This window comes from Achromobacter sp. D10, from assembly GCF_035282245.1.
GTDB lineage: Bacteria > Pseudomonadota > Gammaproteobacteria > Burkholderiales > Burkholderiaceae_B > Achromobacter > Achromobacter insolitus.
The window spans coordinates 583,187-608,355 of sequence record NZ_JAYJLE010000001.1; the positions used below are offsets into that span (position 1 = coordinate 583,187).

22 protein-coding genes are annotated in these 25,169 nt (G+C 62.4%); 7 read left to right on the forward strand and 15 right to left on the reverse strand.

Annotated features, from left to right (window positions below):
- The first annotated feature begins 114 nt into the window (after window positions 1-114).
- The 4 genes from VCS63_RS02820 to VCS63_RS02835 are packed head-to-tail and all read left to right on the forward strand — an operon-like array spanning window position 115 to window position 4,672.
- The gene (locus VCS63_RS02820; protein WP_323878305.1) at window positions 115-1,122 is read left to right on the forward strand and encodes an ABC transporter substrate-binding protein; all 1,008 of its coding nucleotides are present in this window, start codon (window positions 115-117) and stop codon (window positions 1,120-1,122) included.
- A 49-nt stretch (window positions 1,123-1,171) separates the two neighbouring features.
- Window positions 1,172-2,179: an ABC transporter ATP-binding protein gene (locus VCS63_RS02825; protein WP_149065372.1), complete on the forward strand. Its 1,008-nt coding sequence runs from the start codon at window positions 1,172-1,174 to the stop codon at window positions 2,177-2,179.
- A gap of 31 nt (window positions 2,180-2,210) precedes the next feature.
- Entirely contained in the window at window positions 2,211-3,893 is a 1,683-nt protein-coding gene (locus tag VCS63_RS02830) for an ABC transporter permease subunit (RefSeq protein WP_149065373.1), read from the forward strand.
- A 17-nt stretch (window positions 3,894-3,910) separates the two neighbouring features.
- Window positions 3,911-4,672: a DeoR/GlpR family DNA-binding transcription regulator gene (locus VCS63_RS02835; protein ID WP_013397042.1), complete on the forward strand. Its 762-nt coding sequence runs from the start codon at window positions 3,911-3,913 to the stop codon at window positions 4,670-4,672.
- Between the two features lie 19 nt (window positions 4,673-4,691).
- Here the strand turns inward: VCS63_RS02835 and VCS63_RS02840 are convergent, their stop codons facing one another.
- The 4 genes from VCS63_RS02840 to VCS63_RS02855 all read right to left on the reverse strand — a co-directional run bounded on the left by VCS63_RS02840 (window position 4,692) and on the right by VCS63_RS02855 (window position 9,235).
- Window positions 4,692-5,693 carry a Bug family tripartite tricarboxylate transporter substrate binding protein gene (locus VCS63_RS02840; protein WP_063639099.1) on the reverse strand — a complete coding sequence of 334 codons (1,002 nt, stop codon included), beginning with the start codon at window positions 5,691-5,693 and terminating at the stop codon, window positions 4,692-4,694.
- A 163-nt stretch (window positions 5,694-5,856) separates the two neighbouring features.
- A complete protein-coding gene (locus VCS63_RS02845) occupies window positions 5,857-7,455 on the reverse strand; it encodes a rhodanese-like domain-containing protein (RefSeq protein ID WP_149065376.1) in 1,599 nt (532 codons plus the stop codon).
- Window positions 7,456-7,460: 5 nt separating this feature from the next.
- Window positions 7,461-8,645, reverse strand: coding sequence for a cystathionine beta-lyase (metC, locus tag VCS63_RS02850; protein ID WP_164794310.1), 1,185 nt, complete (start codon window positions 8,643-8,645; stop codon window positions 7,461-7,463).
- A gap of 2 nt (window positions 8,646-8,647) precedes the next feature.
- Window positions 8,648-9,235, reverse strand: coding sequence for a cysteine dioxygenase family protein (locus VCS63_RS02855; protein WP_164794309.1), 588 nt, complete (start codon window positions 9,233-9,235; stop codon window positions 8,648-8,650).
- Between the two features lie 116 nt (window positions 9,236-9,351).
- Here VCS63_RS02855 and VCS63_RS02860 point away from each other — a divergent pair, with 116 nt between their 5' ends.
- Window positions 9,352-10,242: a LysR substrate-binding domain-containing protein gene (locus VCS63_RS02860; RefSeq protein ID WP_042795881.1), complete on the forward strand. Its 891-nt coding sequence runs from the start codon at window positions 9,352-9,354 to the stop codon at window positions 10,240-10,242.
- On the opposite strand, the gene VCS63_RS02865 is transcribed toward VCS63_RS02860, so the two are convergent.
- Genes VCS63_RS02865 through mnmG form a run of 6 tightly spaced genes read right to left on the reverse strand, consistent with a single transcriptional unit; the run spans window position 10,236 to window position 16,436 of the window.
- Window positions 10,236-11,240: an asparaginase gene (locus tag VCS63_RS02865; RefSeq protein WP_164794308.1), complete on the reverse strand. Its 1,005-nt coding sequence runs from the start codon at window positions 11,238-11,240 to the stop codon at window positions 10,236-10,238. The genes VCS63_RS02860 and VCS63_RS02865 overlap by 7 nt on opposite strands.
- A complete protein-coding gene (locus tag VCS63_RS02870; protein ID WP_042795879.1) occupies window positions 11,233-12,153 on the reverse strand; it encodes a ParB/RepB/Spo0J family partition protein in 921 nt (306 codons plus the stop codon). Before VCS63_RS02870 ends, VCS63_RS02865 begins: the two co-directional genes overlap by 8 nt.
- 43 nt (window positions 12,154-12,196) lie before the next feature.
- Window positions 12,197-13,024 carry a GNAT family N-acetyltransferase gene (locus tag VCS63_RS02875; RefSeq protein ID WP_323878315.1) on the reverse strand — a complete coding sequence of 276 codons (828 nt, stop codon included), beginning with the start codon at window positions 13,022-13,024 and terminating at the stop codon, window positions 12,197-12,199.
- A gap of 9 nt (window positions 13,025-13,033) precedes the next feature.
- On the reverse strand, window positions 13,034-13,834 hold the full coding sequence (locus tag VCS63_RS02880) for a ParA family protein (protein ID WP_042795877.1): 801 nt from the start codon (window positions 13,832-13,834) through the stop codon (window positions 13,034-13,036).
- The gene (gene rsmG, locus VCS63_RS02885; RefSeq protein ID WP_042795876.1) at window positions 13,831-14,520 is read right to left on the reverse strand and encodes a 16S rRNA (guanine(527)-N(7))-methyltransferase RsmG; all 690 of its coding nucleotides are present in this window, start codon (window positions 14,518-14,520) and stop codon (window positions 13,831-13,833) included. Before rsmG ends, VCS63_RS02880 begins: the two co-directional genes overlap by 4 nt.
- Window positions 14,517-16,436: a tRNA uridine-5-carboxymethylaminomethyl(34) synthesis enzyme MnmG gene (gene mnmG, locus VCS63_RS02890; RefSeq protein WP_063639105.1), complete on the reverse strand. Its 1,920-nt coding sequence runs from the start codon at window positions 16,434-16,436 to the stop codon at window positions 14,517-14,519. Before mnmG ends, rsmG begins: the two co-directional genes overlap by 4 nt.
- Window positions 16,437-17,912: 1,476 nt before the next feature.
- Here mnmG and VCS63_RS02895 point away from each other — a divergent pair.
- The gene (locus VCS63_RS02895; protein ID WP_126389684.1) at window positions 17,913-18,095 is read left to right on the forward strand and encodes a hypothetical protein; all 183 of its coding nucleotides are present in this window, start codon (window positions 17,913-17,915) and stop codon (window positions 18,093-18,095) included.
- 933 nt (window positions 18,096-19,028) lie between these two features.
- On the opposite strand, the gene VCS63_RS02900 is transcribed toward VCS63_RS02895, so the two are convergent.
- Both VCS63_RS02900 and VCS63_RS02905 read right to left on the reverse strand, forming a co-directional pair.
- Window positions 19,029-19,235 (reverse strand): cold-shock protein, encoded by a 207-nt coding sequence (locus VCS63_RS02900; RefSeq protein WP_006216596.1) that lies wholly within the window; start codon window positions 19,233-19,235, stop codon window positions 19,029-19,031.
- Between the two features lie 232 nt (window positions 19,236-19,467).
- Window positions 19,468-20,502, reverse strand: coding sequence for an AbrB family transcriptional regulator (locus VCS63_RS02905; RefSeq protein WP_238913162.1), 1,035 nt, complete (start codon window positions 20,500-20,502; stop codon window positions 19,468-19,470).
- A 112-nt stretch (window positions 20,503-20,614) separates the two neighbouring features.
- On the opposite strand from VCS63_RS02905, the gene VCS63_RS02910 reads away from it, so the two are divergent.
- Window positions 20,615-21,781: a pyridoxal phosphate-dependent aminotransferase gene (locus VCS63_RS02910; RefSeq protein WP_042795873.1), complete on the forward strand. Its 1,167-nt coding sequence runs from the start codon at window positions 20,615-20,617 to the stop codon at window positions 21,779-21,781.
- A 206-nt stretch (window positions 21,782-21,987) separates the two neighbouring features.
- On the opposite strand, the gene VCS63_RS02915 is transcribed toward VCS63_RS02910, so the two are convergent.
- From VCS63_RS02915 to VCS63_RS02925, 3 genes are all read right to left on the reverse strand, one after another.
- Entirely contained in the window at window positions 21,988-23,514 is a 1,527-nt protein-coding gene (locus VCS63_RS02915) for a tripartite tricarboxylate transporter permease (RefSeq protein ID WP_042795872.1), read from the reverse strand.
- A complete protein-coding gene (locus VCS63_RS02920) occupies window positions 23,511-23,948 on the reverse strand; it encodes a tripartite tricarboxylate transporter TctB family protein (RefSeq protein ID WP_042795871.1) in 438 nt (145 codons plus the stop codon). The genes VCS63_RS02915 and VCS63_RS02920 overlap by 4 nt, the downstream gene beginning before the upstream one ends.
- A 111-nt stretch (window positions 23,949-24,059) precedes the next feature.
- A complete protein-coding gene (locus VCS63_RS02925; RefSeq protein WP_042795870.1) occupies window positions 24,060-25,058 on the reverse strand; it encodes a Bug family tripartite tricarboxylate transporter substrate binding protein in 999 nt (332 codons plus the stop codon).
- Window positions 25,059-25,169 lie beyond the last annotated feature (111 nt).

Consider the following 25,169-nt stretch of genomic DNA (forward strand, 5'->3'; position numbering starts at 1 on the left):
GTTGCCACAAATTTGCAAACATACATAAAACTGCAACCCGCCGGACTTGTTGCAGAAGGCTGTCCACCTACGTAGCTCGCCACCGTTGCCGTGTATTCCAACCGGAGTCCCATCATGCAATGTATGAAGAAGCTTAGCCTTGTGGTTGCAGTAATTTCCCTAGGTTGGACGCAGGCCCACGCCGGCGCCATCACCGTCTATACCGCCCTAGAAGAAGACGAAATTGCGGCCTATCTGAAAGCCGCCAACGCCGCCATGCCGGATGTGAAGGTCAATGTGCTGCGCTTGTCCACCGGCGATCTCGGCGCCCGCCTGATCGCTGAGGCTTCCAACCCGCAGCAAGACGTGATCTGGGGCTTTGCCGTCAGCAATATGCTGGACGCGCGCCTGCAGAACCTGCTGGAACCGTATGCCGCCAAAGGCATGGACGCCCTGCCCGCCCAATACAAAGGCGCCGACCAGAAGTGGTTCGCAGCCACGGGCTATGTGGCCGCCTTCTGTGTGAACACCGACAGGCTCAAGTCCAAGAACCTGCCCATGCCCACATCCTGGGAAGACCTGACCAAGCCGGTCTACAAGGGCGAAATAGTTATCCCCAGCCCGGCGGCCTCCGGCACTGGCTATCTGCAGATCGTCGCGTTGCTACAGGGCATGGGCAAGGAAAAAGGTTGGGCGCTGCTCAAGGACCTGGACAAGAACGTGGCGCAGTACACCCCGTCGGGCTCGCGTCCGTGCAAAATGGCCCGCGCCGGGGAATATGCCATCGGCGTGTCCTTCGCTTTCCCCGCCATGCAATCCATCGAAGAGGGCTTTCCCATCAAGATGGTGATCCCCTCCAAATGGGTCGGCTACGAGCTGGAAGCCTCGGGGCTGATGAAGACGGCCAAGAACCCCACCGACGCCAAGCGCTTTCTCGACTGGACGCTGTCTGCGCAAGCCGGCAGCCTGTACAGCAAGTACAAGGAACTGGTGACGATACCTGGCGCCACGCCCAACAAAGCCGCTGAAGCCGCCGGCCTGCCCAAGGACCTGACCGCCGTGCTGTACCCCGTGGACTTCCCCAAATCCGCCGCGGAACGGGACGCCACCATCAAGACCTGGCAGGACACCATCAAGCGTTGACGGCCAGGCGGCCGGCGACAAGCCGGCCGCCGCCTGTCCTGGAGACGCCATGTATCTGGAATTGCGCGGAATACGCAAGACGTTCGATGCCTCGGTAGCACTGGAAGACATCGACCTGTCCGTGGGCGAGCACGAATTCGTCTGCCTGCTCGGCCCCAGCGGCTGCGGCAAGACCACCTTGCTGCGTATCGTGGCGGGCTTGCTGCCCTTCGACCGCGGGACGATCACACTGGGCGGGCGCGACTTGAGCGCGCTGCCTGCGCGCAAGCGCGGCTTCGGCATCGTGTTTCAGTCGTACTCCCTGTTCCCCAACATGACCGTCGCGGAGAACGTGGGTTACGGCCTGCGCATCCGCGGCGAATCGCGTGAACGCATTGCGGCGCGCGTGAAGGAATTGCTGACGCTGATCAAGCTGCCCGACCACGCCGAACGCTATCCGCACCAGCTGTCCGGCGGCCAGCAACAGCGCGTGGCTCTGGCTCGCGCGCTGGCCGTGGACCCCGCGCTGATCTTGCTGGACGAACCCCTGTCCGCGCTGGACGCGCGCGTGCGCACCGATATGCGCGCCGAGATCCACGACGTCCAGCGCCGGTTGAAGATTCCCACGGTGATGGTGACGCACGATCAGGAAGAAGCGCTCACGCTTGCCGACAAGATCGTCTGCATGAACGACGGGCGCATTGAGCAGGTGGGCTCGCCTTCCGATTTGTACCTGCGGCCGCGCACGCGCTTCGTGGCAAATTTCGTGGGACTGAGCAATCTGCTGCCCACCGACTGGGTGCGCGAGGCCATGCCCCAGTTGCTGGCGACGCGCCCCGAGGGCGCCAGCGAGCGCTACGAGGCCTGCCTGCGGCCGGAAAACCTGCGTATCGCCGCGGACGAGCACGGACCTGGCCGGGTGCAGGACATGACTTTCATGGGCAATCTCACTCGCTTGCGGGTGGCCTGGCAGGGACGCGAACTGCTGGTGGAACAGCATGGCGCGGCCGGGCTGTCACGCGGCGCCCCCGTGCGGCTGGACATGGAGCCCGGCCAGTGCGCCTGGGTAAGCGTATGACGGGTCACACCTTGCCTGCCGGAGCCGCCGCTTGAGCGCCGCCCACGCCAGCACGGCCATCGCGGCGCCAGCCGGCCGCGCGCCCTGGTCGGCGGACCGTGTACTGCTATGGAGCTGCGTTGGCATACCCCTGGCGGGCCTGGCGCTGTTCTTTCTTTATCCGCTGGCGACCGTGGCCTGGCGCAGCCTGGTGGAGAAGGACGGCTCGGTCGGCCTGGGCAACTACGCCGAGGTATTCGCCACCCGCGGGGTGCTCACCGCCACCCTGAACAGCCTGGTCATGAGTGCCGCCACCACGGTGGTCAGCGTGGCACTGGGCTTTGCCATCGCCTATGGGCTGGACCGCAGCTGCATGCGCGGCAAGGCCGCCGTGCGGCTGGCATTGGTGCTGCCCCTGCTGGCGCCGTCGCTGGTGCAGGGCCTGGGGCTCATCTTCCTGTTGGGTCGCAATGGGCTGGTGCACCGCTGGACTGGCTGGGAAATCGATATCTACGGCTTCTGGGGCCTGCTGATCTCGAACGTGTTCTACGCCCTGCCCCAGGCCGTGCTGATCCTGCAGGCGGCCTTGCGCAACATGGACGCGCGTTACTACGACGCAGCCGAGGTCATGGGCGCTTCCAGTGCGCGCCAATTCTTCGACATAACCCTGCCCAACTGCAAGTTCGGCCTGCTGAGCGCCGCCTTCGTGGTATTCGTCATCACCATTACCGACTTCGGCAACGCCGCGGTGATCGGCGGCAACTACCGGGTTCTGGCCACCGAGATCTACAGCCAGGTATCCGGGCAGATGAACTTCGGCATGGGCTCCGTGGTGGGCATCCTGCTGTTGCTGCCTTCGCTGATATCGGTGCAGATCGAGCGTGTCGCCTCCCAACGGCAGTTCGGCTCGGCCTCGCCCAGCGGCCAGAGAGTCACGCCGCAACGGGCCCGGGGACGCGATGCGGCGTTTACCGCCGGCGTGCTGCTGGCCAGCGGCACAATCATCCTGACGGTGGCCACGGTCGTATTCGCGAGCTTCATGCGGCTGTGGCCGTACCGCATGGAATGGACGCTGAAGCACTACGACATCACGGTAAGTGGCGGTTATGCGCCGCTATGGACGTCCCTGTACATCTCCCTGGCGGCAGCGAGCGGTGGCGTGCTGTTGCTGTTCTTCCTGAGTTTCGGGGTTTGCCGCATCCCCAGGGCGTGGGCCAAGCTGGTGTATCTGGTGTCGGTACTGCCGGTAGGCGTTCCTGGCCTGGTGCTGGGCTTGTCATACATCTTCGCCTTCAACGCCCCCGGCACGCCCCTGTACGCGCTTTATGGCAGCGCCGCGCTGATCGCCTTGTGCAACTTCTACCACTATCACACGCAAGGCTTCCTGACGATGATGACCGGTATGCGCGCCGTGCCGCAGGCCCTGGAGGAGGCTGTCAGTTGCCTGGGCGGCGGCACGCTGCGGGTGCTGCGCGACGCGGTGTTGCCCTTGATCGGCCCGACCGTGCTGGGCGTGTTCTTCTTCCTGTTCATGCGGTCCATGGTGACTCTGTCGGCAGTAATCTTCCTGGTCACGCCCTCGGTCAGCGTGGCGCCGGTCTCCGTCCTGCGCCTGGACGAAGCCGGGTTCGTTTCGCAGGCCGCAGCCTATTCAACCCTTATCATGCTGGTCGTGGGAGGTTCCCTGCTGGCATTGCGCGCGCTGATCGCCGCAGCCGCGAGGCGCCGGACATAGATTAGGAAGCATCGGACATGTGGCAAGAAGAGCGGTATCAGAGAATCCGCGCCCTGCTGTCTTCATTGCAGCAGGTATCGACCGACCGTATCGTCGGCGAACTAGGGGTCTCGCGGGAAACGGTCAGGCGTGACCTGCTGGAGCTGGAGGCAATGGGGGAACTGCGGCGCGTACATGGCGGCGCCGTGCCGGTGCACAGCGAGCCGCCCATCGCGGAACGCGTGCATACGCGCGTCAAGTACAAGCGCGCCATCGCGCGCGCAGCCGCCGGCCTGGTTTCCAGCGGGCAAACATTGTTCCTGGATGCGGGCAGCACCACCAGCGTGCTGGCCGACGAGCTGGCCAAGCTGTCGGGCCTGACCGTCATCACCAACTCGTTCGACGTAGCCTTGAAAGTAGGCACGGCCGGCAATGGCGCGAACCAGCTGATCATGCTGGGTGGATCCGTGGGCGGGCCGGTCTGCGCCACGGCTGGCGACATCACGATCGCCGAGATCCACCGTTATCGCGCGGACCTTGCGCTGCTGTCGCCGGTGGGCGTGGACGCCGAGTTCGGTGCCACCAACTACGATCTGCGCGAGGCGGAGGTGGCGCGAGCGATGGCGGCCAATGCCAAGCAGCTGGTGCTGTTGGCCGACTTCAGCAAGATCGGCCTGTGCAGCCGCGTGTCGTATTGCAGCGCGGACCGCATCGACCATCTGGTCACCAACACCAGCGCGCAGAAGTCGCCCGCCTACGCCGCCTTGAAATCCGCGGTTGGCAAAGTCGTGGCGGTGTAGCGCAGGCGGGGCCGCAGCGTCAGTCCAGCGATACGCCGGCAGTCTTCACCATATCGGCCCAATACACAGTGTCTTCCTGCAGCCGCGTCTTGAATGCGGCGGGCTGGCTGCCAACCGCCCAGCTGCCGCCGCTGTTTATCTTGGCGATCACTGCTGGCGATTTCATTGCCTGCGCCACGGCTTGCGCCAGATAGGCGATGCGCTCGGGCGGCGTCCCCGCGGGTGCGAACAAGCCGTACCAATCGTCGGCGGTGATGCCCTCCATGCCCGCCTGCTTGAGCGTGGGCGCCCCCTTGAAGATGCCGATGCTGTTCTCGTGGCTGAGCGCGAGAATGCGCAGCTTTCCGGCGGCGACCATGGGCTCGGCCGACGCGGGCGAAGTTATCAACATGTCCACCGTGCCGCCCATCAGGTCGGTAATGGCGGGCGCTGCCCCGCGGTACGGCACATGCACGAGCTTCACGTCTGCCTTCTGCGACAACAGCGCGCCCATCAAATGGCTCATGGTGCCGTTGCCGGGCGTTGCGTAGGTAATGACGCCGGGTTGCTTGCGCGCGGCCTCCAGATAGTCGTTCAGCGTCCGGTACGGGCTTTCGCTGCGCGCCACCAGCACGAGCGGCGCGGACGTGATCTGCGAGATCGGCGTGAAGTCCTTGACCGGGTCGAAGCCCACGTTCTTGTACAAGCGCGGGTTGACCGCCATCACACTGGTTTGCGACATCACCAGGGTGTAGCCGTCGGGCTTGGCTCGCGCGACCTGCGCCGTGCCCAGGTTGCCACCCGCGCCGGAGCGATTTTCGACCACCACGCTTTGGCCCGTGATGGCGCCCAGCTCCTGTGCGAGCAGCCGCGCAACGCCGTCATTGCCGCCCCCCGGCGGAAATGGCGAGACGACCGTGATGGCCTGCTTGGGATAGTCCGGCAAGGGCGCGGGCGCCTGTGCGTGGACTGCGCCCGCCCACAGCAAACCGGCCATGGCCGCGGCAGCGGCCTTGCTTACGTGCAATGCATGGTGCTTCATCTGGTTTCCCCTTGTGGTTGGCGACCGGATACTCGGCCGTCCTTTGCATTTCGGTTCGGCAAGAACCGTCCGCACCCCGGCCATGAAGGCCGGGGCGTACTTTTCGGATTGATGCGTCTTCTGTGTCGCGAGGCCGGGTCAGGCCTGCACGGCGGTTCCGGTATCAGCGGGCCGGAAAGCGATAGCCCGCCAATTCGCGTTCGTCGATCTGCTTGACCAGATTGGTCTCCCAGGCCAGGTACTGGCGCGCGGCCGCCTTATTGCCGTCGTGGCGGTCATGCACGAAAAACAGATAGTCGATGCACTCGGCGTCGGCAGGCTCGGCAGGCGTGGACGCCAATGCGATTCCTTGCGCGGCCCAGCCCGAGGGATCGCCGGTGTTGACCTGGATGTCATGCACGCCCGACGCCCGGAGATCCTGCGCTGCCCAGGCGGCCAGGGCGGCGTCTTCGGCGAGCAGCACCACGGGACGCGTTCTGTCCAGGCGCAAGCCGGCCAGACGCGGGCGGATGGACCAGCGCGCGCCCACGATATGGTTGGCGCGATAGCGCATGCTGGGACGAAGGTCGACCAGTTGCGCGTCTTGCGCAAGCGCGGCGGCAAGCTGTGCGTCGCTCAGCAGTGGCACTGGCGGCGCCAGCACCTTTTCCACAGGGTTGTCCAGGCGGGCTTGAACGCCTTCACGCAGCACGCTGGCGTCCCAGCCCATCTGCCGCAGCCAGCTGGCGACCACAGGCGCGCGTACGCCTTCAGCGTCAAACACGACGATGCGCGCGCCCCGCACGGCCACGTATTGGTCCGTGGCCTGGATCAACTGGCCGCCGGGTGCGTGTTGCGCGCCGGGCAAGGAACCTTGCGCGTACTCTTCGGCGCTGCGCACATCGCACAGGAAGGTGCTGCGAGCCGTATCGCGCAACCAGGCCTGCACTTCGTCCGCATCCACCATGGGCACGCCATGGCTCTCGGCCAGCTTCAATGACCGCTGGGTCAGCGCCGGCAGGTCCTGGGGCGCGATATTGTCTTCGTAGCGGCGACGCGCGCCGTGTTCGAGTTGCAGGTCTTCGAGATACCAGCCTTGAGTGCCGTTCTCCAATGCATAGACAGGATTGGGCACGCCCAGGTTGATGAGCGTTTGCGCGCCGATGATGCTGCGCGTGCGGCCGGCGCAGTTCACCACGATAGTGGTGCGGGGGTTGCGTGCCAGCGTATGGGCGCGCAGCGCCAGCTCTCCATTGGGGCAACAAACGCCGCCGGGGATGCTCATCTTCTGGTATTCGGCAAACGGCCTGCCGTCCAGCACGATCAGATCGTCGCCGCGGCGTTGGCGCTCGGCAAGTTCACGCGCGCCGATGCGGGGGGTGTGGAAAACTTCTTCGGCCAGCTCCCCGAAGGTTTTGCTGGGCACGTTCACGCCGGCAAAGACGGCGTAGCCGTCGCGCTGCCATTGCGCGATGCCGCCGGCCAAACGGTGCACGTTGCGGTATCCGAGCGCGGCCAGCGCATGCGCGGCGCGATACGCCGTGTCGTCGGCGCCGCCGTCGTCGTAGACCGCTACCCGCACATCCCGCCGCGGCGCCAGACGCACGATATCCACTTCCAGCCGGCTATACGGCACGGGTGCGGCGTAGAACAGGTGCCCTTCGCCATACAGGCCATGTTCGCGCACGTCCAGCAGCGCGATCTCGGCGCCGTCGTGCAGCCATTGCTTGAGCGTGTGAGGATCGATGTCGGCAACGGAATGGTCTTGGATGGGGTGCATCATGGAACTCAAAGGGAACGGGAAGACGGGGAGAGTTTGGCAAACGCCTGTTCGAGATCGGCGATGAGATCATCGGGATCCTCCAGGCCGACATGCAGACGCAGCATGGCGCCGCGCGGCACAGGGTCCGGCAGGGAACGCGCGGCAGCCAGGCGCACGGGGATCACCAGGCTTTCGAACCCGCCCCACGATGCGCCGATGCCGAAGAGCCGCAGGCTGTCGATAAGCCGCTCGGCATCGTCCACGCTGACCGAGCTGACGAACTCAACGGTCAAGAGGCCGTTGGCGCCGCTGCAATCGCGTTGCCACAAGGTATGGGAAGGATCGCCGGGCAAGGCCGGACACAGAACGCGCGCGACTTCCGGACGGCCCAGCAGGAAATCGGCCACGCGCAAGGCCGCCCGGGCGTGCTGGGCCAAGCGCAGCGGCAGCGTGCGGACGCCGCGCAAGACGAGATAGGCGTCATCGGCGCCGACGGTCTGGCCCAGGTCCACGGTGGCGCGTTCCACGGCATTCCATGCACGCGAGTTGGTGATCACGGCGCCCATCATCACATCGGCATGACCGCCCAGGTACTTGGTGGCGGCCAGAATGGAAATGTCCGCGCCCAGCGTGAGCGGCTTGTACAGCAACCCGGACGCCCAGGTGTTGTCCACAGCCAGCCAGCAATCATGCGTGCGCGCCAGTTCGGCCAATGCCGGCAGATCGGGCATCTCGTAAGTGAGTGAGCCCGGAGATTCCGCGTAGATCATGCGGGTTTCAGGCCTGATAAGCGCCTCGATGCCCACGCCGTCCGGCCGATAGTATGTGTACGCGATGCCCAAGCGCGAGAGATGCTCCGCGCAGAAACGCCGCACGGGCTCGTACACGGCGTCCGTGATCAGCACGTGGTCGCCCGCGCCGAGATATGCCAACAACACAGTGGCGATGGCCGCTTGTCCGGTTGGATAGAGCTTGGCGCGATAGCCAGCTTCCAGTTCTACCAACGCGTCTTCCAGCGCGTGCGTGCTATCGGTGCCGCGCGCGCCGTAGGACGGCAGGCGTTCCTGGTCGCGCCGGCTGCGCGTGTCACGCCAATCCTGCACGCTATCAAAAACGTAAGTGCTGGCGCGCGTCACGGGGGTGTTCACCCAGCCGCGTTGCGGGCGACCTGCGCGCAACAGGCGCGTCGCGGACCGATAGGGCTTGTCCATGATCAGCGGCGCGTCTGCACGCCGATCGGCATGACTTTGCAGGTGCCGGCGTCCAGATCGAATGCCAGACGTTCGGTCAGCGTTTCCAGCGCGCGACCATACATGTGCAGGTGGCGGATGACGCTGTCGCCCTGAATTTCAACCGCATGGATATCGTCCGGCATGAGCGCAATACCCGTGCCGGGGCCGACCACCACGGTGCCGGTCTTTTCCAGCCGGCCCACGCCAGGCACGGAACCATCGTCGCTACGGTCGTAGACGTAGTTGTATTCCACGCCTTCAACGGCCGCGATACAGGCCCAGGTCGTGTGATTGTGGGGGACGATCTGCTTGCCGGGACGCATCACGTTCAGATAGAGGGCGTAGCTTTTGTCGGCATCTTCGGCGATCAGGTAGCGCGCCTGGCGCTCTCCGTCTTCCGGCGCCGGGTAGCGATCCGCCGCCCACCAATCGGTGTGGCTGGCCAAGCCTATCAGTTCGTCCAGCACGGCCTTGAGGCTGTCTCGGTTCAGGCCCTTATTTCCTACAGTTTTTTTAATATTTCCGATGGCCTGGGCGATACCGGCCTGATGGGGATGCGTAGTGGTCACTTTGAATTTTCCCTATTTTCATGACATATGGGATTGAATGTATCCGCCCCGCTCGCCGGGAACAATTTAAATTGCCTTAAAATTCCATTAGCATCGCTAATGTTTTCCACACCCTCATGCGCAACCTGGATCTGGACCTGCTTCGCACCCTCACCGCCATCGCGCGGCACGAGACGTTCTCCGAAGCCGCCAACCGTCTCCACAAGACGCAGTCGGCGGTGACGCAGCAGATGCAGCGGCTGGAATCCCTGATCGGCCAGCCGCTGTTCGAAAAGCAGGGCCGCAACAAGGTGCTGTCGTCGCACGGACGCCGACTGGTCGAGTACGCGCGGCATATGCTGGCCATCAACGACGAAGCGTTGCGCGCCCTGCAGGACGGGCCGCTGGAGGGCGACCTGAGGCTGGGCGCACCGCTGGACGTGGCGGACTCCATCCTGCCTACCCTGCTTACGCACATCGCGCGGTCGGCACCGCGCGTGAAACTCGAAATCCGCACGGACCGCAGCCCCTTCCTGATGGATGCCCTGCGCGCGGGAGAACTCGATCTCACGATATCCACCCGGTTCGACCAGGACTTCGAAGGCGTGGCGCTGCGCACCTCGCCCACGGTCTGGCTGGCATCCGCGGACTATGTGCACGACATGCATGCGCCGGTGCCGCTCGTGCTGGCCGACGAACCGAGTATCTTCCGCCGCCTGGCGCTCACGGCCCTGGAACAGGCGCGCGTGCGCTGGCACACCAATTACGTGGCGCCGACGCTGGTGGGAATCAAAGCCGCCTTACGCGCGGGTTTGGGGGTGACGGCGCGCAGCGTGGAGTTGCTGGGGCCGGAGATGCGGGTACTGGGCGAGAAAGAAGGATTGCCGCCGCTGCCCGACGTGACGTACTTCCTGTGGATAAGACCTGACCTGATCAATCCGCTGACGCGCCAGGTCTATGACATGCTCAGGACCAGCCTCGGGCTGGCCCAGCAAGGCGGGGGCGATTCAGCCGCCGCGCATCAATAGCGGTCGAACAGATCCTGCAGGGCAGCCGGATCGCGGGTAAGCGACAAGCCCAGCATCAACAGGATGCGGGCTTTCTGGGGGTTCAAGTCGCGTGCGGCGACGAATCCCAGACGGGCGTCGTCCAGCTCGACGTCGCGCGCCACAAACCCGCTGCCAGTGCGGCTGGAGCGCACGACTGCCACGCCGTTGGCCGCGGCGCGGCCAAGGCCTTCAATGGCGAGATCGGTGGCATTGCCGTCGCCCACTCCGGCAAGCACGATGCCGTCCGCGGTATCGGCGAGGAAATCAATCAGGTCGGCCTGCAGATTGGCGTACGCATAGACGATATCGACGCGGGGCCAGCCGGCCTTTTCCAGCAATGCGAGTGAAAACTCGCTTTTGTCGGTGTGCGTAGTGGTGTTGCGCGAATAGAAGAACGGAACTCCGCCATGCATGACGCCCGCGCGGCCCCGATTGGGCGATGCGAAGGCGCACAGCCCCGCGCTGGCGATTTTCTGGATCTCGCGGGCGTAATGCACGTCTTCGTTCATGACGACAAGCGGTCCGCGGCCCCGCGCGTCGGGGTGGCGCGCCAGCGCCACGGCGTTGTACAGATTGGCAGGCCCCTCGGCGCCCAGCGCCGTGGCGGGACGCATGGCGCCCACAAGCACCACGGGCTTGTCATGGGGTATCACCAGGCTCAGGAAGTACGCCGTTTCCTCAAGCGTATCGGTGCCATGGGTAATGACAATGCCGGCCACCGAAGCGTCTCGGCACAACGCGTCCACGCGTTGCGCCAACGCGCGCCACACGGCATGCGTCATATTCTGGCTGCCGACGTTGGCGACCTGTTCGGCTCGGATCTCGGCAAGGCCGGCCAGTTGCGGCACGGCGTCCAGCAAGTCGTTGACCGAGAATGAACCTGCCTTGTAGCCAGCGGCAGTCGCGTTGGCCTGGGCGCCGGCAATCGTGCCGCCCGTCGCCAGTACCGCGATGACAGGCAGCGCGCGGTCAGGCATCCACCACCCCGGACAGGCCCTGGCGCTCAAGCAGGGAATTCAGGTGTTCCCAGCCGTGGAAATCAATGACGATCTGGCCCTTTTCCTTCGCACCCACCTTCAGCGCGACGCGCGTGCCCAGGTGGTCGGACAGGGCTTCTTCCAGGCGTGTCAGATCGCGCGAGACCCCATTGGTCTTCTTTTTGGAGACCGCGGAGGACTCCACTTCCTTGGCGGTCTTGGCGACCAGCTTTTCGGCTTCGCGCACCGACAGGCGGCGCGCGATGATCTGGTTGGCCAGCTGGATCTGCGTGGCGGCATCCACGGCGAGCAGTGCGCGCGCATGGCCCATGTCTACATCGCCCGCCAACAACATGGTCTGCACGGCCGCGGCCAGGTTCAAGAGGCGCAATAGGTTACTGGTGGCCGAGCGCGAGCGCCCGATCGCCTGCGCGGCCTGCTCGTGCGTCAAACCGAATTCGTCCAGCAGACGGCGCACGCCCTGCGCCTCTTCAAGCGGATTCAAGTCTTCGCGCTGGATGTTCTCGATCAGCGCCATGATGGCTGCGTTCTCGTCGGCCACTTCACGCACCAGCACCGGCACTTCCTTCAAGCCAGCCAGCTGGGCCGCGCGAAAGCGCCGTTCACCGGCGATGATTTCATAGTGGCCGGGCGCGGCTTCGCCCAGTGCCCGCACAAGAATGGGTTGCATGATGCCTTGCGTGCGGATCGATTCGGCCAATTCGCCCAATGCGCCCTCGTCCATGCGCGTGCGCGGCTGATATTTGCCTGCGCGCATCTTCGAGACGGGCAAGGTGGACGGCGGACCCTCGGGCTTGGCGGTGGCCTTGCCGATGTTATCGATGGCAGGCGCGTCCGCGCCGAGCAAGGCGTCCAGTCCGCGGCCCAATCCCTTGGGTTTCTTGGTGGCCATAGTTAAATCCTCTTTCCTTCTGTTTTTGTATCCCGAGCCAGGCTCAGGCGGCGTCCGTCTGCTCGGCGGGCAGGCGATACCAATACGCGTAACAGTCTTTGAAACCGTAGCGGCCATACAAGGCGCGCGCGGCTGTGTTCTCCGGCTCCACCTGCAAATAGGCGGTCGTGGCGCCACCGGCGGCGCCTATTGCCAACAAGTGTTCAATCAGCGCGGCGGCGTAGCCTTTACGCCGCTGCCCTGGATCCGTAACGATGTCGAACAGGCCCAGCAGGTCGCCGTCGCGGACGGCCAGGCCCGCAGCGACGCACTGCCCCATCGCGTCCGTTGCCAGCACCGGCGAGATATCCACAGCCAGGCCTTGCAGGCGCGCCCCATGTTCGGCGATGTGCCCGGATTCCGAGTTGCGCATCGCCCCGACCGCCGCCGCAAAGCGCGCGGTATCGACAATATTGAAAAGCAGATCGCTCCGGGCGCCGGGCCTGGGAGCGAGCGGCGTAAACATGACTCGGGTCTCGCCGGTAAGGATATAACCGCGGGACTCCAGTTCGGCGTCGAGGGAAAAATCGGGGCCGATGGAGGTAATGCGCAACACCATGGGCAAGCCATGACGCGCATACAACGATGAACAATACGCCAGCCGCTCGTCCAAAGGACGTGTGGATAACCCCAGCACATTGATACTGCGCACGCGCTTGGCCAGCGAAGGCGCGAACCGCACCAGCCAACCATCATAGAGCACCTGCGAGGCGACCGCCGTCGCGTTCAGCGCTGCTTCTTCCAGACGCGCGCGCAGGCTGTCGCGCGCATCAACGCGCGGCGTGCCGGAGGCTTGCGGTTCAGTCTGGGAAAAGAGCGTGACAACGGACATGGTCGAGGCCTACTTCAGGTCCTTCTTCACGCGTTCGATCATTTCGGCGCCAAACGAGATATAGGCCTGCGCGCCGCGCGAGCCCCGGTCGTACACCACGCCAGGCATGCCATAGCTGGGCGCTTCGGCCAGGCGCACGTTACGCGGCACGACGGTCTTGAAGACCTTGTCGCCGAAGTGCGCCTCGAGCTGCGCGGACACCTGCTGTTGCAAGGTCATGCGCGGATCGAACATCACGCGCAGCAGGCCGATGACGCGGAGGTCATCATTGATGTTGCGGTGCACGCGCTTGATGGTGTTGACCAGGTCGGACAGGCCTTCCAGCGCGAAGTATTCGCACTGCATCGGAATGATGACGCCGTGGGCAGCGGCCAGGCCGTTCAAGGTCAGCAAAGACAGCGTGGGCGGGCAATCGATCAGCACGAAGTCGTACTGGGTAGCGACGGTGTCGATCGCGGCCTTCAATTGCCGCTCGCGCTGCTCCATCTGCACCAGATCGATCTCGGCGCCGGACAGTTCGCGGTTGGCGGGCAGCACGTCGTAACCGCCCGATTCGGATTTGACACGGGCCTGCTCGATGCTGGATTCGCCGATCAGCACCTGGTACAGGTTCGACTCCAGCGAGTTCTTGTCGATGCCGCTACCCATCGTCGCATTGCCTTGCGGGTCCAGATCCACCAGCAGCACACGTTGGTTGTGCGTGGCAAGGCCCGCCGCCAGGTTGATGGCGGTCGTCGTCTTGCCCACACCGCCCTTCTGGTTGGCAATGCAGAAAATGCGGGCGGTGGTGCTGGGGGGTATGTTCTTCATAGGGTTCCTTGACTACGGCGCATCCAGATAAGGCAGCGCTCGGCCTGCAATTCAGGCACGCGCAACGGCTGGATGTGATCGACTTGCCATTCTCCGCGCGCATGCAGCGCCTGAATTTCGTCCTCGGGGACCTTGCCCTTCATGGCGACGAGGGTACCATCGTTGCGTACATGGCGACCTGCGAGTTGCGCAAAATCGTCCAAGGATGCAAAGGCGCGCGATGTCACAATATTGCAGTCCGCGGGCGCGAGCGTTTCGATACGGGCGTGGCAGGCCTGCAGGTTGGGCAAAGCCAGTACGCCGCTCATCTGCCGCACGAATGCTGTCTTCTTTTCGACCGCGTCCACGCAGGTCACGGACCAATGCGGCCGCATGATCGCCAGGACGACGCCAGGCAGCCCGCCACCCGATCCGACGTCGTAGACCTTGGCTGGCATCTCGGACGCGCCCAGCGCCTCGCTGAACGGTCCTACGGCGGCCATGCTGTCGAACAGGTGCTGGATCAGCATCTGTTGAGGATCGCGGATGGCGGTGAGGTTGTAGGTCCGGTTCCAACGCTGCATCTGGGCCAGATAATTCAGCAGCTTGGCCAGCGCGGCGGCATCGGCCTCCAGCCCCAATTGCTCGCATGCGCGAGACAGGCGGCCGGCCATGTCCGCGCCGGCCGTGTCGGTGAGCGCGCTCATGCCGCTTGTTTGCGCGAGCCGTAGTGCAGGCGCTTCAGATGGATCAGCAGCAATGAAATTGCAGCGGGGGTTACGCCCGAGATACGCGCGGCCTGGCCGATGGTTTCCGGGCGGTGCGCTTTGAGCTTCTGGCGGACTTCGAACGACAGGCTGGTCACCGCGTCGTAATCGACATCGGTGGGAATCGCCTGCTGTTCATGCGCTATCTGCTTCTGCACTTCGACCTGTTGGCGGTCGATGTAGCCCGCGTACTTCACCTGGATCTCGACCTGCTCGGCCAGCACGTCATCTTGCACGACACCGGGACCGGCCAGCAGCGAACCGTCGGTGTTACGCGCAGCCATCAAGGCTTCATACGAAACATTCGGGCGTTTGAGCAGATCTGCAAGTGAGTACTCACGTTCAATCGCCTTGCCCAACAGAGGTTCAGCAACTTCCGCGGGTAGCACACGCGGATTGACCCAGGATGATTTCAGGCGTTCGACTTCAGCAGCCACGGCGTCGCGCTTGCGGTTGAAAGCGTCCCACCGTGCATCGTCGACGATTCCCAGCCGACGGCCGATCTCTGTCAGACGCAGATCTGCATTATCTTCGCGCAGGCTCAACCGGTATTCAGCCCGCGAAGTAAACATCCGGTACGGCTCGGTCACGCCTCGCGTAACCAGGTCGTCTACCAGCACCCCCAGATAAGCTTCGTCACGACGCGGCGTCCACTGCTCGCGGTCTTGGGAAAACAACGCGGCATTGACACCGGCCAGCAATCCTTGAGCAGCCGCTTCTTCATAGCCTGTGGTGCCGTTGATCTGTCCCGCGAAATACAAGCCAGCGATGGCCTTGGTTTCGAGCGTGCTCTTCAATCCACGTGGATCGAAGTAGTCATATTCAATGGCGTACCCAGGGCGCAAGATGTGCGCATTTTCCAGGCCAGGCAAAGAATGGATCAGGGCCAGCTGCACATCGAACGGCAGGCTGGTGGACACGCCGTTTGGGTAGACCTCATGGGTGTCCAGCCCTTCGGGCTCCAGGAACACTTGATGCGATTCTTTGTCGGCAAAGCGATGGATCTTGTCTTCGATGGACGGACAGTAGCGCGGCCCCACTCCTTCGATCACACCGCTGTACATCGGCGAACGGTCCAGCCCGCCGCGAATGATGTCGTGGGTCCGGGCGTTTGTGTGCGTAATCCAGCAGGGCAGCTGGCGCGGGTGCATCCCCACGTTGCCCATATACGAAAACACGGGGATCGGATCGAGGTCGCCAGGCTGCTCTTCGAGGATGCTGTAGTTGATCGAACGGCCATCGATCCGCGGTGGCGTTCCTGTCTTCAGACGCCCCTGCGGCAGCTTGAGCTCCTTCAGGCGCTGGCCTAGTGAGACGGCGGGAGGATCGCCCGCACGGCCGCCCGAATAGTTCTGCAGCCCCACGTGAATCAGGCCATTCAAGAACGTGCCAGCGGTAAGTACCACGGACTTCGCGCGAAACTTCAGACCAATCTGGGTTACCGCGCCGACCACGCGGTCACCTTCCACCATCAGATCTTCGACTGCCTGTTGGAACAACAAGAGGTTCGGTTGATTTTCCAGGCGGCCGCGGATCGCCTTGCGGTACAGCACTCGATCCGCTTGGGCGCGGGTAGCACGGACCGCAGGCCCCTTGGAGCCGTTCAGGATGCGGAATTGGATACCCGCTTCATCCGTAGCCAAAGCCATGGCGCCGCCCAGAGCGTCGACTTCTTTGACAAGATGGCCCTTGCCAATCCCACCGATCGAGGGATTGCAAGACATTTGGCCTAGGGTTTCGATGTTGTGCGTCAACAGCAGCGTCTGCGCGCCAGTGCGGGCAGCAGCCAACGCTGCTTCGGTGCCGGCGTGGCCGCCACCGACGACGATGACATCGAATTCGCGGGGATAGTCCATGATGGGGGGAGGTAAGAGAGCGTTCGGTGCTCATTATAGAGGCAGGCCTGCCATGTTTCACGTGAAACATGCTTCGGCGCAACATGAAAGCGGGAAAGGTCCGATTTGCCGCATATCCCTGAGGCTAAACGCTCCCTACCCGTGAATATGTCGGCAATTGCCCCCGCTTTCGATTGCATGTTTCACGTGGAACATCGCTTGAAGACCGCTTCCTTTAACCCCTTGGGAACCGCCCGAGGGCGAGTTCCCACGGTAGGCCAATATCCCGTGCATTCCCTCGCAGGCTCTCCGCAGCGCCCTGCACAGAGCCCACGCGGTGTTTCACGTGAAACATCCCCCACCGATTCCTACGATCACTCGCAGCCCCGACTACCACGTGGAAACTGCGCACCCTGATGCCTGATATGCCCCCAAAAGCAGTTCGTGCTCATCGCGAGAGGTAAAGGTTTGGTCAGCGGCAACCTTCGCTACTCGGAGGGAATGCCGGGAATAACCAGCATCAATATGCTGAACCACCACGTGAATCTTCCGCCCTGCCACCGCTACGAAGTCCTGCAAGGGCCATACTCCTCTCGCGGACGTGAGGAATTAGTGGGTCCTGTTAATGCCCATCCCAGGTGGATCTGACTTCGCTTGCAATGTTCCACGTGAAACATCGAGCATGTCTGCCTTCCGCACGTTTCACGTGGAACATCCTGTACTTAGAAACGCGGCGATTTCACACTCACGTTGCCCCCGCGACAATCATGTTTCACGTGGAACACCGCGGCACGGGGGCACGAAGATTCGGAAATATCGCGCGAGCAGCAGCGAGGCGAAGGATTCCCGCGACATATCCCGACGCGAAACTTGACTGGACTATGCTGCCCACCTACTCGTCCGCGAAACACGGAATTGCAGTTTTATGAAGATTCATCCACAAAAAAAACGATTTTCACGCCCCTACCTTACCCCTTACCCAACACAAGAGCTCTTTTTGAGTTTCACGTGAAACAGGCGGTATGACGAGCATCGGGAGGTGGCCGGGAAACAATCAAATAAGTGTTCCGGAGCAGAAACCCAAGCGCACCCGGAGATTGCCAAAATTCCGCAAAAGCCGACGGGTGAGACAGCTATCTCTGCTTGGCCAATGTTCACAAAACTGGCGGAAACCTGAAATCGTCAACCTCAACGCATCTCAAAAACACTGTTATCCCCTTGCGCGGACAGCGTGGCGACAAACGACCCGAGGGGTCTAAATAAGGAGAAGGAAGGCGGAGTGCCGCTAGAGAGCAAGCCACCAAACGCCATCAACTTTCGTCCGGTTGGAGCCACTCGAATTCTGCACAGCGTTATCAACAAGCATCGCTGGCCTACACCCCACTTCGTAGCCAGGCGTTTCACGTGGAACAACTCTGGGGATAAGTTGATTAGCGCCGCACAACATGGGCGAGAAAAGCAGCGCAACCCCGGCTGGCATGTTGAATGCAAAGATTCATGAAAAACCACAATTGCACAACAAGCTTCCCTATGGCGCCGATCGATTACAGCTATCTGGCAAGCTGGCCACAACGGGAAGCTCCGCGCTACGGTGTTCCGCTAAAACCATCGCCACAGACCGTGGAAAACTTTGTGGATAAGATCTGCGCTGGTTTACGTGGAGTATTTAAAACGGGCTGACACGGCGCGGCCATTCTGAAACGGGCCGGGAACTCTAGCGACCAAATAGGATCAAATCGCGGCTAAATATTAAACCGGTGAATTGTCCACAGAGCTATCCACGCATGTTCGTCTTGCGGGCCGCCCCTACGCACATCCCGCGTACCGCTGCATGGATTATTTGACCGGACAACTATCTTGCTCCGCCACGGGAAACCACGCCATCATCCTTATGGGTGAGATCGCCCGCGTCCCATCAGGCCATCTGTGGACAACTTGCCCGCCGAGATCCGCATCCGCGCCGAGCTAAAGACAAGCCTTATGTTGTGGAGGGCACCGCGCGCTTCCCTCCGGCAAGTGGACCTCAAACCGGCAATCCCGCCCAAGCACCCCATCCTTCCGAGCCTATCCCCATTTCTATCCACAGGCTGGCGGGGTCGAATTGGGCGCCAAACGGCGTAATTCTGTGCATAACCGGTATGGGGATATCTTTGTGAACAACCACGGGTCTTAGGGCCCCAATAAGGCCGAAGCTACCGAAGCGAATAATCAAGACCGGCCTCAGACTCGGAGCTACAAGCGCTCGAAAACCCCGTTAAATGCCTGTATTCCCTGGGGAAAGGGCATCTTTGAGCACAACCGGTCTTGAAGGGAAAGGTGAATGGAAGGCCGACGACCCTATTCGGAAACCGTTCCAATGAAGGTGGGATAACTGTGCAAAACCCAGCCCGGATGCGCAAATTGCTTCATTGCTGAGCATTAAAATACTCATGCCGAGGAATAATTATCCACAAACTTATCCACGGCTGAAAAACATGTTAGTGGATACTAACTATTCATCCGGCGGTGCAGGAAACGCTACCGCCGCCAAATGAAACAACGCCCCAGACTGTGGAGTCTTGGGGCGTTGTAGCCAGGTCGAACCTGGCGGACGGGAAATTGGGATTTCCCGATTTAGAGCGGGCGAATTTCGGCCGCTTGAGGTCCTTTCGGACCATCCTTGACTTCGAATTCGACTTCCTGGCCTTCGTTCAGGCTGCGATAGCCGCGGCCCTGGATGGCGGAAAAGTGTGCGAAAACATCGGTGCCACCAACGTCCGGCGTGATGAAACCGTAACCCTTGTCAGCGTTAAACCACTTAACTTTGCCCTTCTGAGCCATTTTTTCTAGCGTCCTGTAATTAACTCGAAATGCAATGAATCAAGGACGCCGTGAGAACTGAACGACCGGTAGTAGTACCTGCGTTGCTGCTGCGTTCCCGCCTGCCGCCTAGCTGCAGAACGAGTCCGCGCGCTGCTTGAATCAACTGCGTAATCAGCATACTCAGCACACATTACAGACTCATATAGTTGTTTACCCCAATGTCGTATTTTTAATACTGGATCTCGTTTCGCTAGGCCGCATCCCTCTGCCGCGACGCCAGAAAAGCGTAGATCGGCCCCGTCACTATCACCACGAAAACCATGCGCGTGACGTGGAATGCGGTGACTACCGGCACCCCTAGCTGGAGCACTTTGGCCGTGATGGCCATCTCGGCAATACCGCCCGGCGTGGTGCCGAGAATCAGGGTTGGAATGGGGGCTGCAGACCACAGTGACAGCAACGCGCCCAGTCCGAAAGCCAGGGCCAGGGCGGCCACCGTGAAGCCGGCCACCGCAGCGATGAACCGCGGAGCGGCCCGAAAGAAATCCGGGCGATAGCGATCCCCCAGCGACCAGCCAATCAGCAGCTGGCCCACCTTCGGTACGTAATCCGGCAGTGCCGACAACTCGATGCCATTGGCGGTAAGCACCATGGCGGCCAACATCGGGCCCAGCACCCAGGGATTGGGCAGGCGCAGTTTCATGAAGGCCATGCCGCCGATGCAGGTCAGGCCGACCAGCGCCGCCAGCCCCCAGCCATGGACGACCTTGGGTCCGGGTACGGTGGGATCCAGGCCCGCAACGCCCCACCATTGGAAGATGAAGGGCACCGTCACCACCACCATGAGTACGCGCACACTGTGCGCCGTGGCCACGCGATCGATGCGCGCCCCATGGCGCTCGGCCAGGTTCGCCATCTCGCTGGCCCCGCCTATGGCCGACGAAAACCACGCCGTCTTGAAATCCGCGTCCGTGTAGCGACGAAGAATCGCTGTGCCCATGAACGCCAGGCCTAGCGCGAACAACATGCCGGCGACGATGGGTCCTGCATTGCTGCCAATGTGGCCGATAACCTGTGGCGTGAAATACAGACCCAAGGACGTGCCGATCACCCATTGGCCGGCATTGCGCGCGGGCCGGGGGCAGGCAGTGCCCAAGCCAGCGATGCGTGTCGCCGCGGTCACGAGCAATGCCCCCAGCATCCAAGGCAGCGGAATATGCGCCCAAACGGCCAGCAACGCCCCTGCCAATGCGATCGCCAGACCGCCCAAAACCCTCCACAACATGTTCTGAACCACGATACCGCCGTGCCTTAAGCTCATGAGAAAACCGAATTATGAGTTAGTGGGATACTTACGGAAACTCTCTCTGCTAGCAACGTTTCCTCTCGCGTCCACCATGATCCGATCCAAACTTCCCGACGTTGGCACCACCATCTTTACCGTGATGAGCCGCTTGGCCATCGAGCACAAAGCCATCAACCTGGGCCAGGGCTTCCCCGACTTCGACCCCGATCCCGCCTTGTGCGCGCTGGTATCCAAAGCGATGGCCGACGGCCACAACCAGTATCCCTATATGCCCGGCGTCGCGCCGCTGCGCGAGGCCATTGCCGCCAAGACGCGGGAACTCTACGGCCACGCCTACGATCCCGAAACCGAGATCACCGTCACCAGCGGCGCTACCGAAGCGCTGATGGCAACCGTGCTGGCCGCCGTGGGCAGCGGCGACGAAGTGGTGGTCATCGAGCCCTGCTACGACTCCTATCTGCCGGCAATCCGCCTCGCGGGCGGAACGGCGGTGCCAGTGCCCCTGCGCGCGCCCACCGAAGCCGATCCCTACTACCGCATCGACTGGCAGCGCGTACGCGATGCCATCACGTCCAAGACGCGCCTGCTGATGCTGAATTTTCCGCACAACCCAACGGGCGCGGTGCTTGACGACAGCGACCTGGACGCGCTCGAAGCCATTGTCCGCGACACTGGCGTGCTGCTGGTGTCAGACGAGGTCTACGAACACATCGTGTTCGACGGCAAACCCCATGCCAGCGTGGCGCGCCGCCCGCTGCTGGCCGAACATGCCTTCGTGATCTCTTCCTTCGGCAAGACCTATCACACTACAGGCTGGAAAATCGGCTACTGCTGCGCGCCGCGCCAGCTGAGCGCCGAACTGCGCAAAGTGCATCAGTTCATGGTGTTCACCGTACCCTCGCCCATGCAGTTTGCACTGGCGGAGTTCATGCGTGATCCCAAGCCTTACCTGGATTTACCGGCTTTTTATGAAGCCAAGCGCGACCGCCTGGCGCAAGGCCTCGCCAAGACCCGCTTCCGGCCCTTGCCCAGTCCTGGCACGTTCTTCCTGCTGGCCGACTACAGCCAGATATCCAGGCAGAACGAAGCCGACTTCGCGCGCGACCTCACGGTGAATCACGGCGTCACGGTAATTCCGGTGTCCGCGTTTTACCGTCAGCCCGACGCGGCCGAATCCAACCATCGCATCGTGCGTTTCTGCTTCGCCAAAAAGGATGCAACGCTCGATGCCGCGCTGGAACGGCTGGCCCGGGTCTGAGAGTTTTAGAATTCTTGAAAAATCTCGCCACCCCTATATTCAAGGGGTTTTATTCAAAAACATGAATAAATACTCGCATTTAAGAGTTCGGCAATCCGTATGGATTCATGAATAAAAAAAGGGCGCCCATAAGGCGCCCTTTGCAATATCCGGTTCAGATCCCGCGGCCGACTGCTGCCCTTTACAACAGCCGCGCCGCCATCGGATCAGACCGGACCAGCGGCAAGCTTTTTCGCTGCGCGCACGCGGCGCATGATTTGCGGCAGGATCACGACAGCGGCCGCCCCCACCCACATCGCGATCGACACCGGGCTGGCAAACAGCACTGCCACGTCGCCGTCGGTCATGGACAAGGCGCGACGCAGGTTCTGCTCCATCATGTTGCCCAACACCACGCCCAGCACCAGCGGTGCCATCGGGACACCGAACTTGCGCAAGAAATATCCCAGGGCACCGATGCCGGCCACCAGCAGCAGGTCGAACGTGCCCGCGTTAATGGCGTAAACGCCGATATAGCTGATGCAGAGGATGCCAGGCACCATCAGCCATCCCGGCACCGACAACACTTTGGAGAAGAACCGTACGAGCGGCACGTTCATGATGAACAACAATACGTTCGCCACGAACAACGAAGCGATCAAACCCCACACGAGCTCGGGCTTGGAATCGAATAGGACCGGGCCCGGTGTGATGTTGTAGAGCGTCAGCGCGCCCATCATCACGGCAGTAGTACCCGAGCCCGGTACGCCCAGCGTAAGCATCGGGACGAACGAACCTATGGCCGAAGCGGTAGCAGCAGCTTCCGGCGCCACCAGACCACGCATATCGCCCTTGCCGAACTTGGCTTCGGGATCCTTGGCCTCGATGATGCGCTTTTCCTGCGAATACGCCACGGCTGCAGCCACGCTTGCGCCGGCGCCAGGCAATACGCCCACGCCAAAGCCCACCAGCGAACTGCGCACCACGCTCCACCAGGTGAGCGCCATTTCCTTCAGGTTGAAAAGTTTGCGACCACTGGGCTTGACCTCGACGCTGTGGCCGGACATCACTTTCTCAAGCATTTCCAGCATTTCGCTGACTGCAAACAGCGCGATCACCACGACCACGAATTCGATACCGTCGGCCAGGTGCACAGACTCGAAGGTATAGCGATACACGCCCGAGTTCGCGTCCACGCCCACGACCGAAATCGACAGGCCGATCATCGCCGCCAGCACACCCTTGACGGGCTGCTTGCCCAGCAGGCTGGTCAGGCAGCAGAACGCAAAAATCATCAGCACGAAATACTCGGCAGGGCCAAAGGCGAGCGCCCATTTGGCCAGCAAAGGCGCGAGCAGGATGATGCCCAACACCGACACGATGGCGCCGAAGAAGGCCGACCATGCCGACAGCGACAGTGCCACGCTGGCCAGGCCCTGGCGCGCAAGCGGATACCCGTCCAGTGTCGTCATGATGGCACTGGCCTCGCCCGGCACATTAAGCAGGATCGCGGTGATGCGGCCGCCATACTCAGCGCCTACGTACACGGCCGCCAACAGAATCAGCGCAGTCTCCGGCGGCAGGTTCATGGCGAAGGCGATCGGTATCAGCATGGCCACGCCGTTGACCGGTCCCAGGCCGGGCAGCACGCCCACCATGGTTCCGATGAACGAACCGATCAATGCCACCAGGATATTTGTCAGCGAAAAGGCTACGCCAAAACCGATCGCCAAGTGATCAAGGATGCCGCTCATATCAGGGTCTCCAGCAAACCGGTAGGCAGGACGACGTCCAGCACCTTGTCGAACAGCAAGAAAAACAAAACGCTCATGACGGCGCCGCCAATCGCGCATTTGATCCAGCCGCCTCCGAACAGGCGGCCCACGAATATCGTCATCAGGGTGGTTGCGATCACGAAACCCAGCCACTGGAACAGGAAGGCATACGCCACGGCGAACCCCATCATCAGCGCGATGCGGGCGTTTGCGCCGGGAGGATTGGCCTCGACCTGATGACCGCCCTTGTAGATGAGCCATAAGCCGCACAGGCCGATGATCAGCGCCAGCAGCAGCGGAAAGGCGCGCGGGCCCACCGGCTCATAGGCGAAGGGGGCTTCGATTCCCCAACCCGCCGCGGTCATGAAGGCGGCCAGCGCAAGCGCCGCCACGCCCAGTATTCGATCGTTCATGATCACTTTTCCGTTGTAGTCGTATCGCGCGGCGCAGCACTCCCCTGCCGCCGCGGCAATGCCGGCGGCGGGGAATCCTGATTGGCGCAACAGGGAGAAACGCCTTGCGGCTTACTTCTTGACCAGGCCGAAGGAGTCGGCCAGTTCGCCGTAGACCTTGACCTGGTTCTTCACGTAGGCGTCGAGCTCGGGACCCGTCTTGTTGAAGGGAAACAGGCCTTGCTGCTGGCGCAGCTTGTCGAACTCGGGCGAAGCCGTGGTCTTGTTGAAAGCGTCGACCCAGAACTGGTAGTCGCTGTCCGACACCTTCGGGCCCACATAGAAGCCGCGGATGATGGGCCAGACGATGTCGTAACCCTGCTCCTTCGCGGTGGGCACGGTGCCCAGCTTGCCAGGCAGGCGCTGATCGTTGAACACAGCCAGCACGCGGATAGGGGCGCCGCCTTCCAGCATGGTGAACGCTTCCGCCGCATCGCCCATGTAGGCCTGGATGTGGCCGCCGCGCAAAGCCGTCACGGCCTCGCCGCCGCCTTCAAAGGCCACGAAGCGCATCTTCTTGAAGTCCACGCCTGCAGCCTTCGCGGTCAATGCGGCCTTCATCCAGTCCTGGCTGCCCACGGTGCCACCGGCGCCGAGAACGATCTTGGTCGGATCCTGTTTAAAAGCTTCCATCAGGCTCTTCAGGTCCGTGTACGGAGAATCGTTGCGGACCACTGCCACGCCGTAGTCAGTACCGATCGCGGCCAGCCAGCGCACGTCATTGACGTTGTACTTGCCGAACTTGCCCTGGGCCAGGTTCAACAGCGAACCGCCCGAGAAGGCCACGATGGTGCCCGGCTCGTTCGGGTGTTGCGCCACGATGTTGTTGTAGGCCACGGCACCGATCCCGCCGGGCATGTAGACGATGCGCATGGAGGTCTTGAGCGCACCGCTTTGCTTCAGGCCTTCGGTGGCCAGACGGCAGGTCAGGTCGAAACCGCCGCCGGGCTGGGCAGGCGCGATGCATTCCGGGCGGCGCGGCTCTTCGGCCGCGTGAGCGGCGCCCAGGTTCAGGGTAATCGCGCCCAGCGCCGCGAAGGCGGCCAGGCGAAGTTTCAGACGAGTCTGCATTTTTTGCGTCTCCGAGATTTATAGGTCTAGGTATGGCTGGAAGCTCTGCTAAGACGGTTCTTTGCGCAATAACGCCCCCAGTGGACGCAACCGTACAAAACCCAAGCTTTC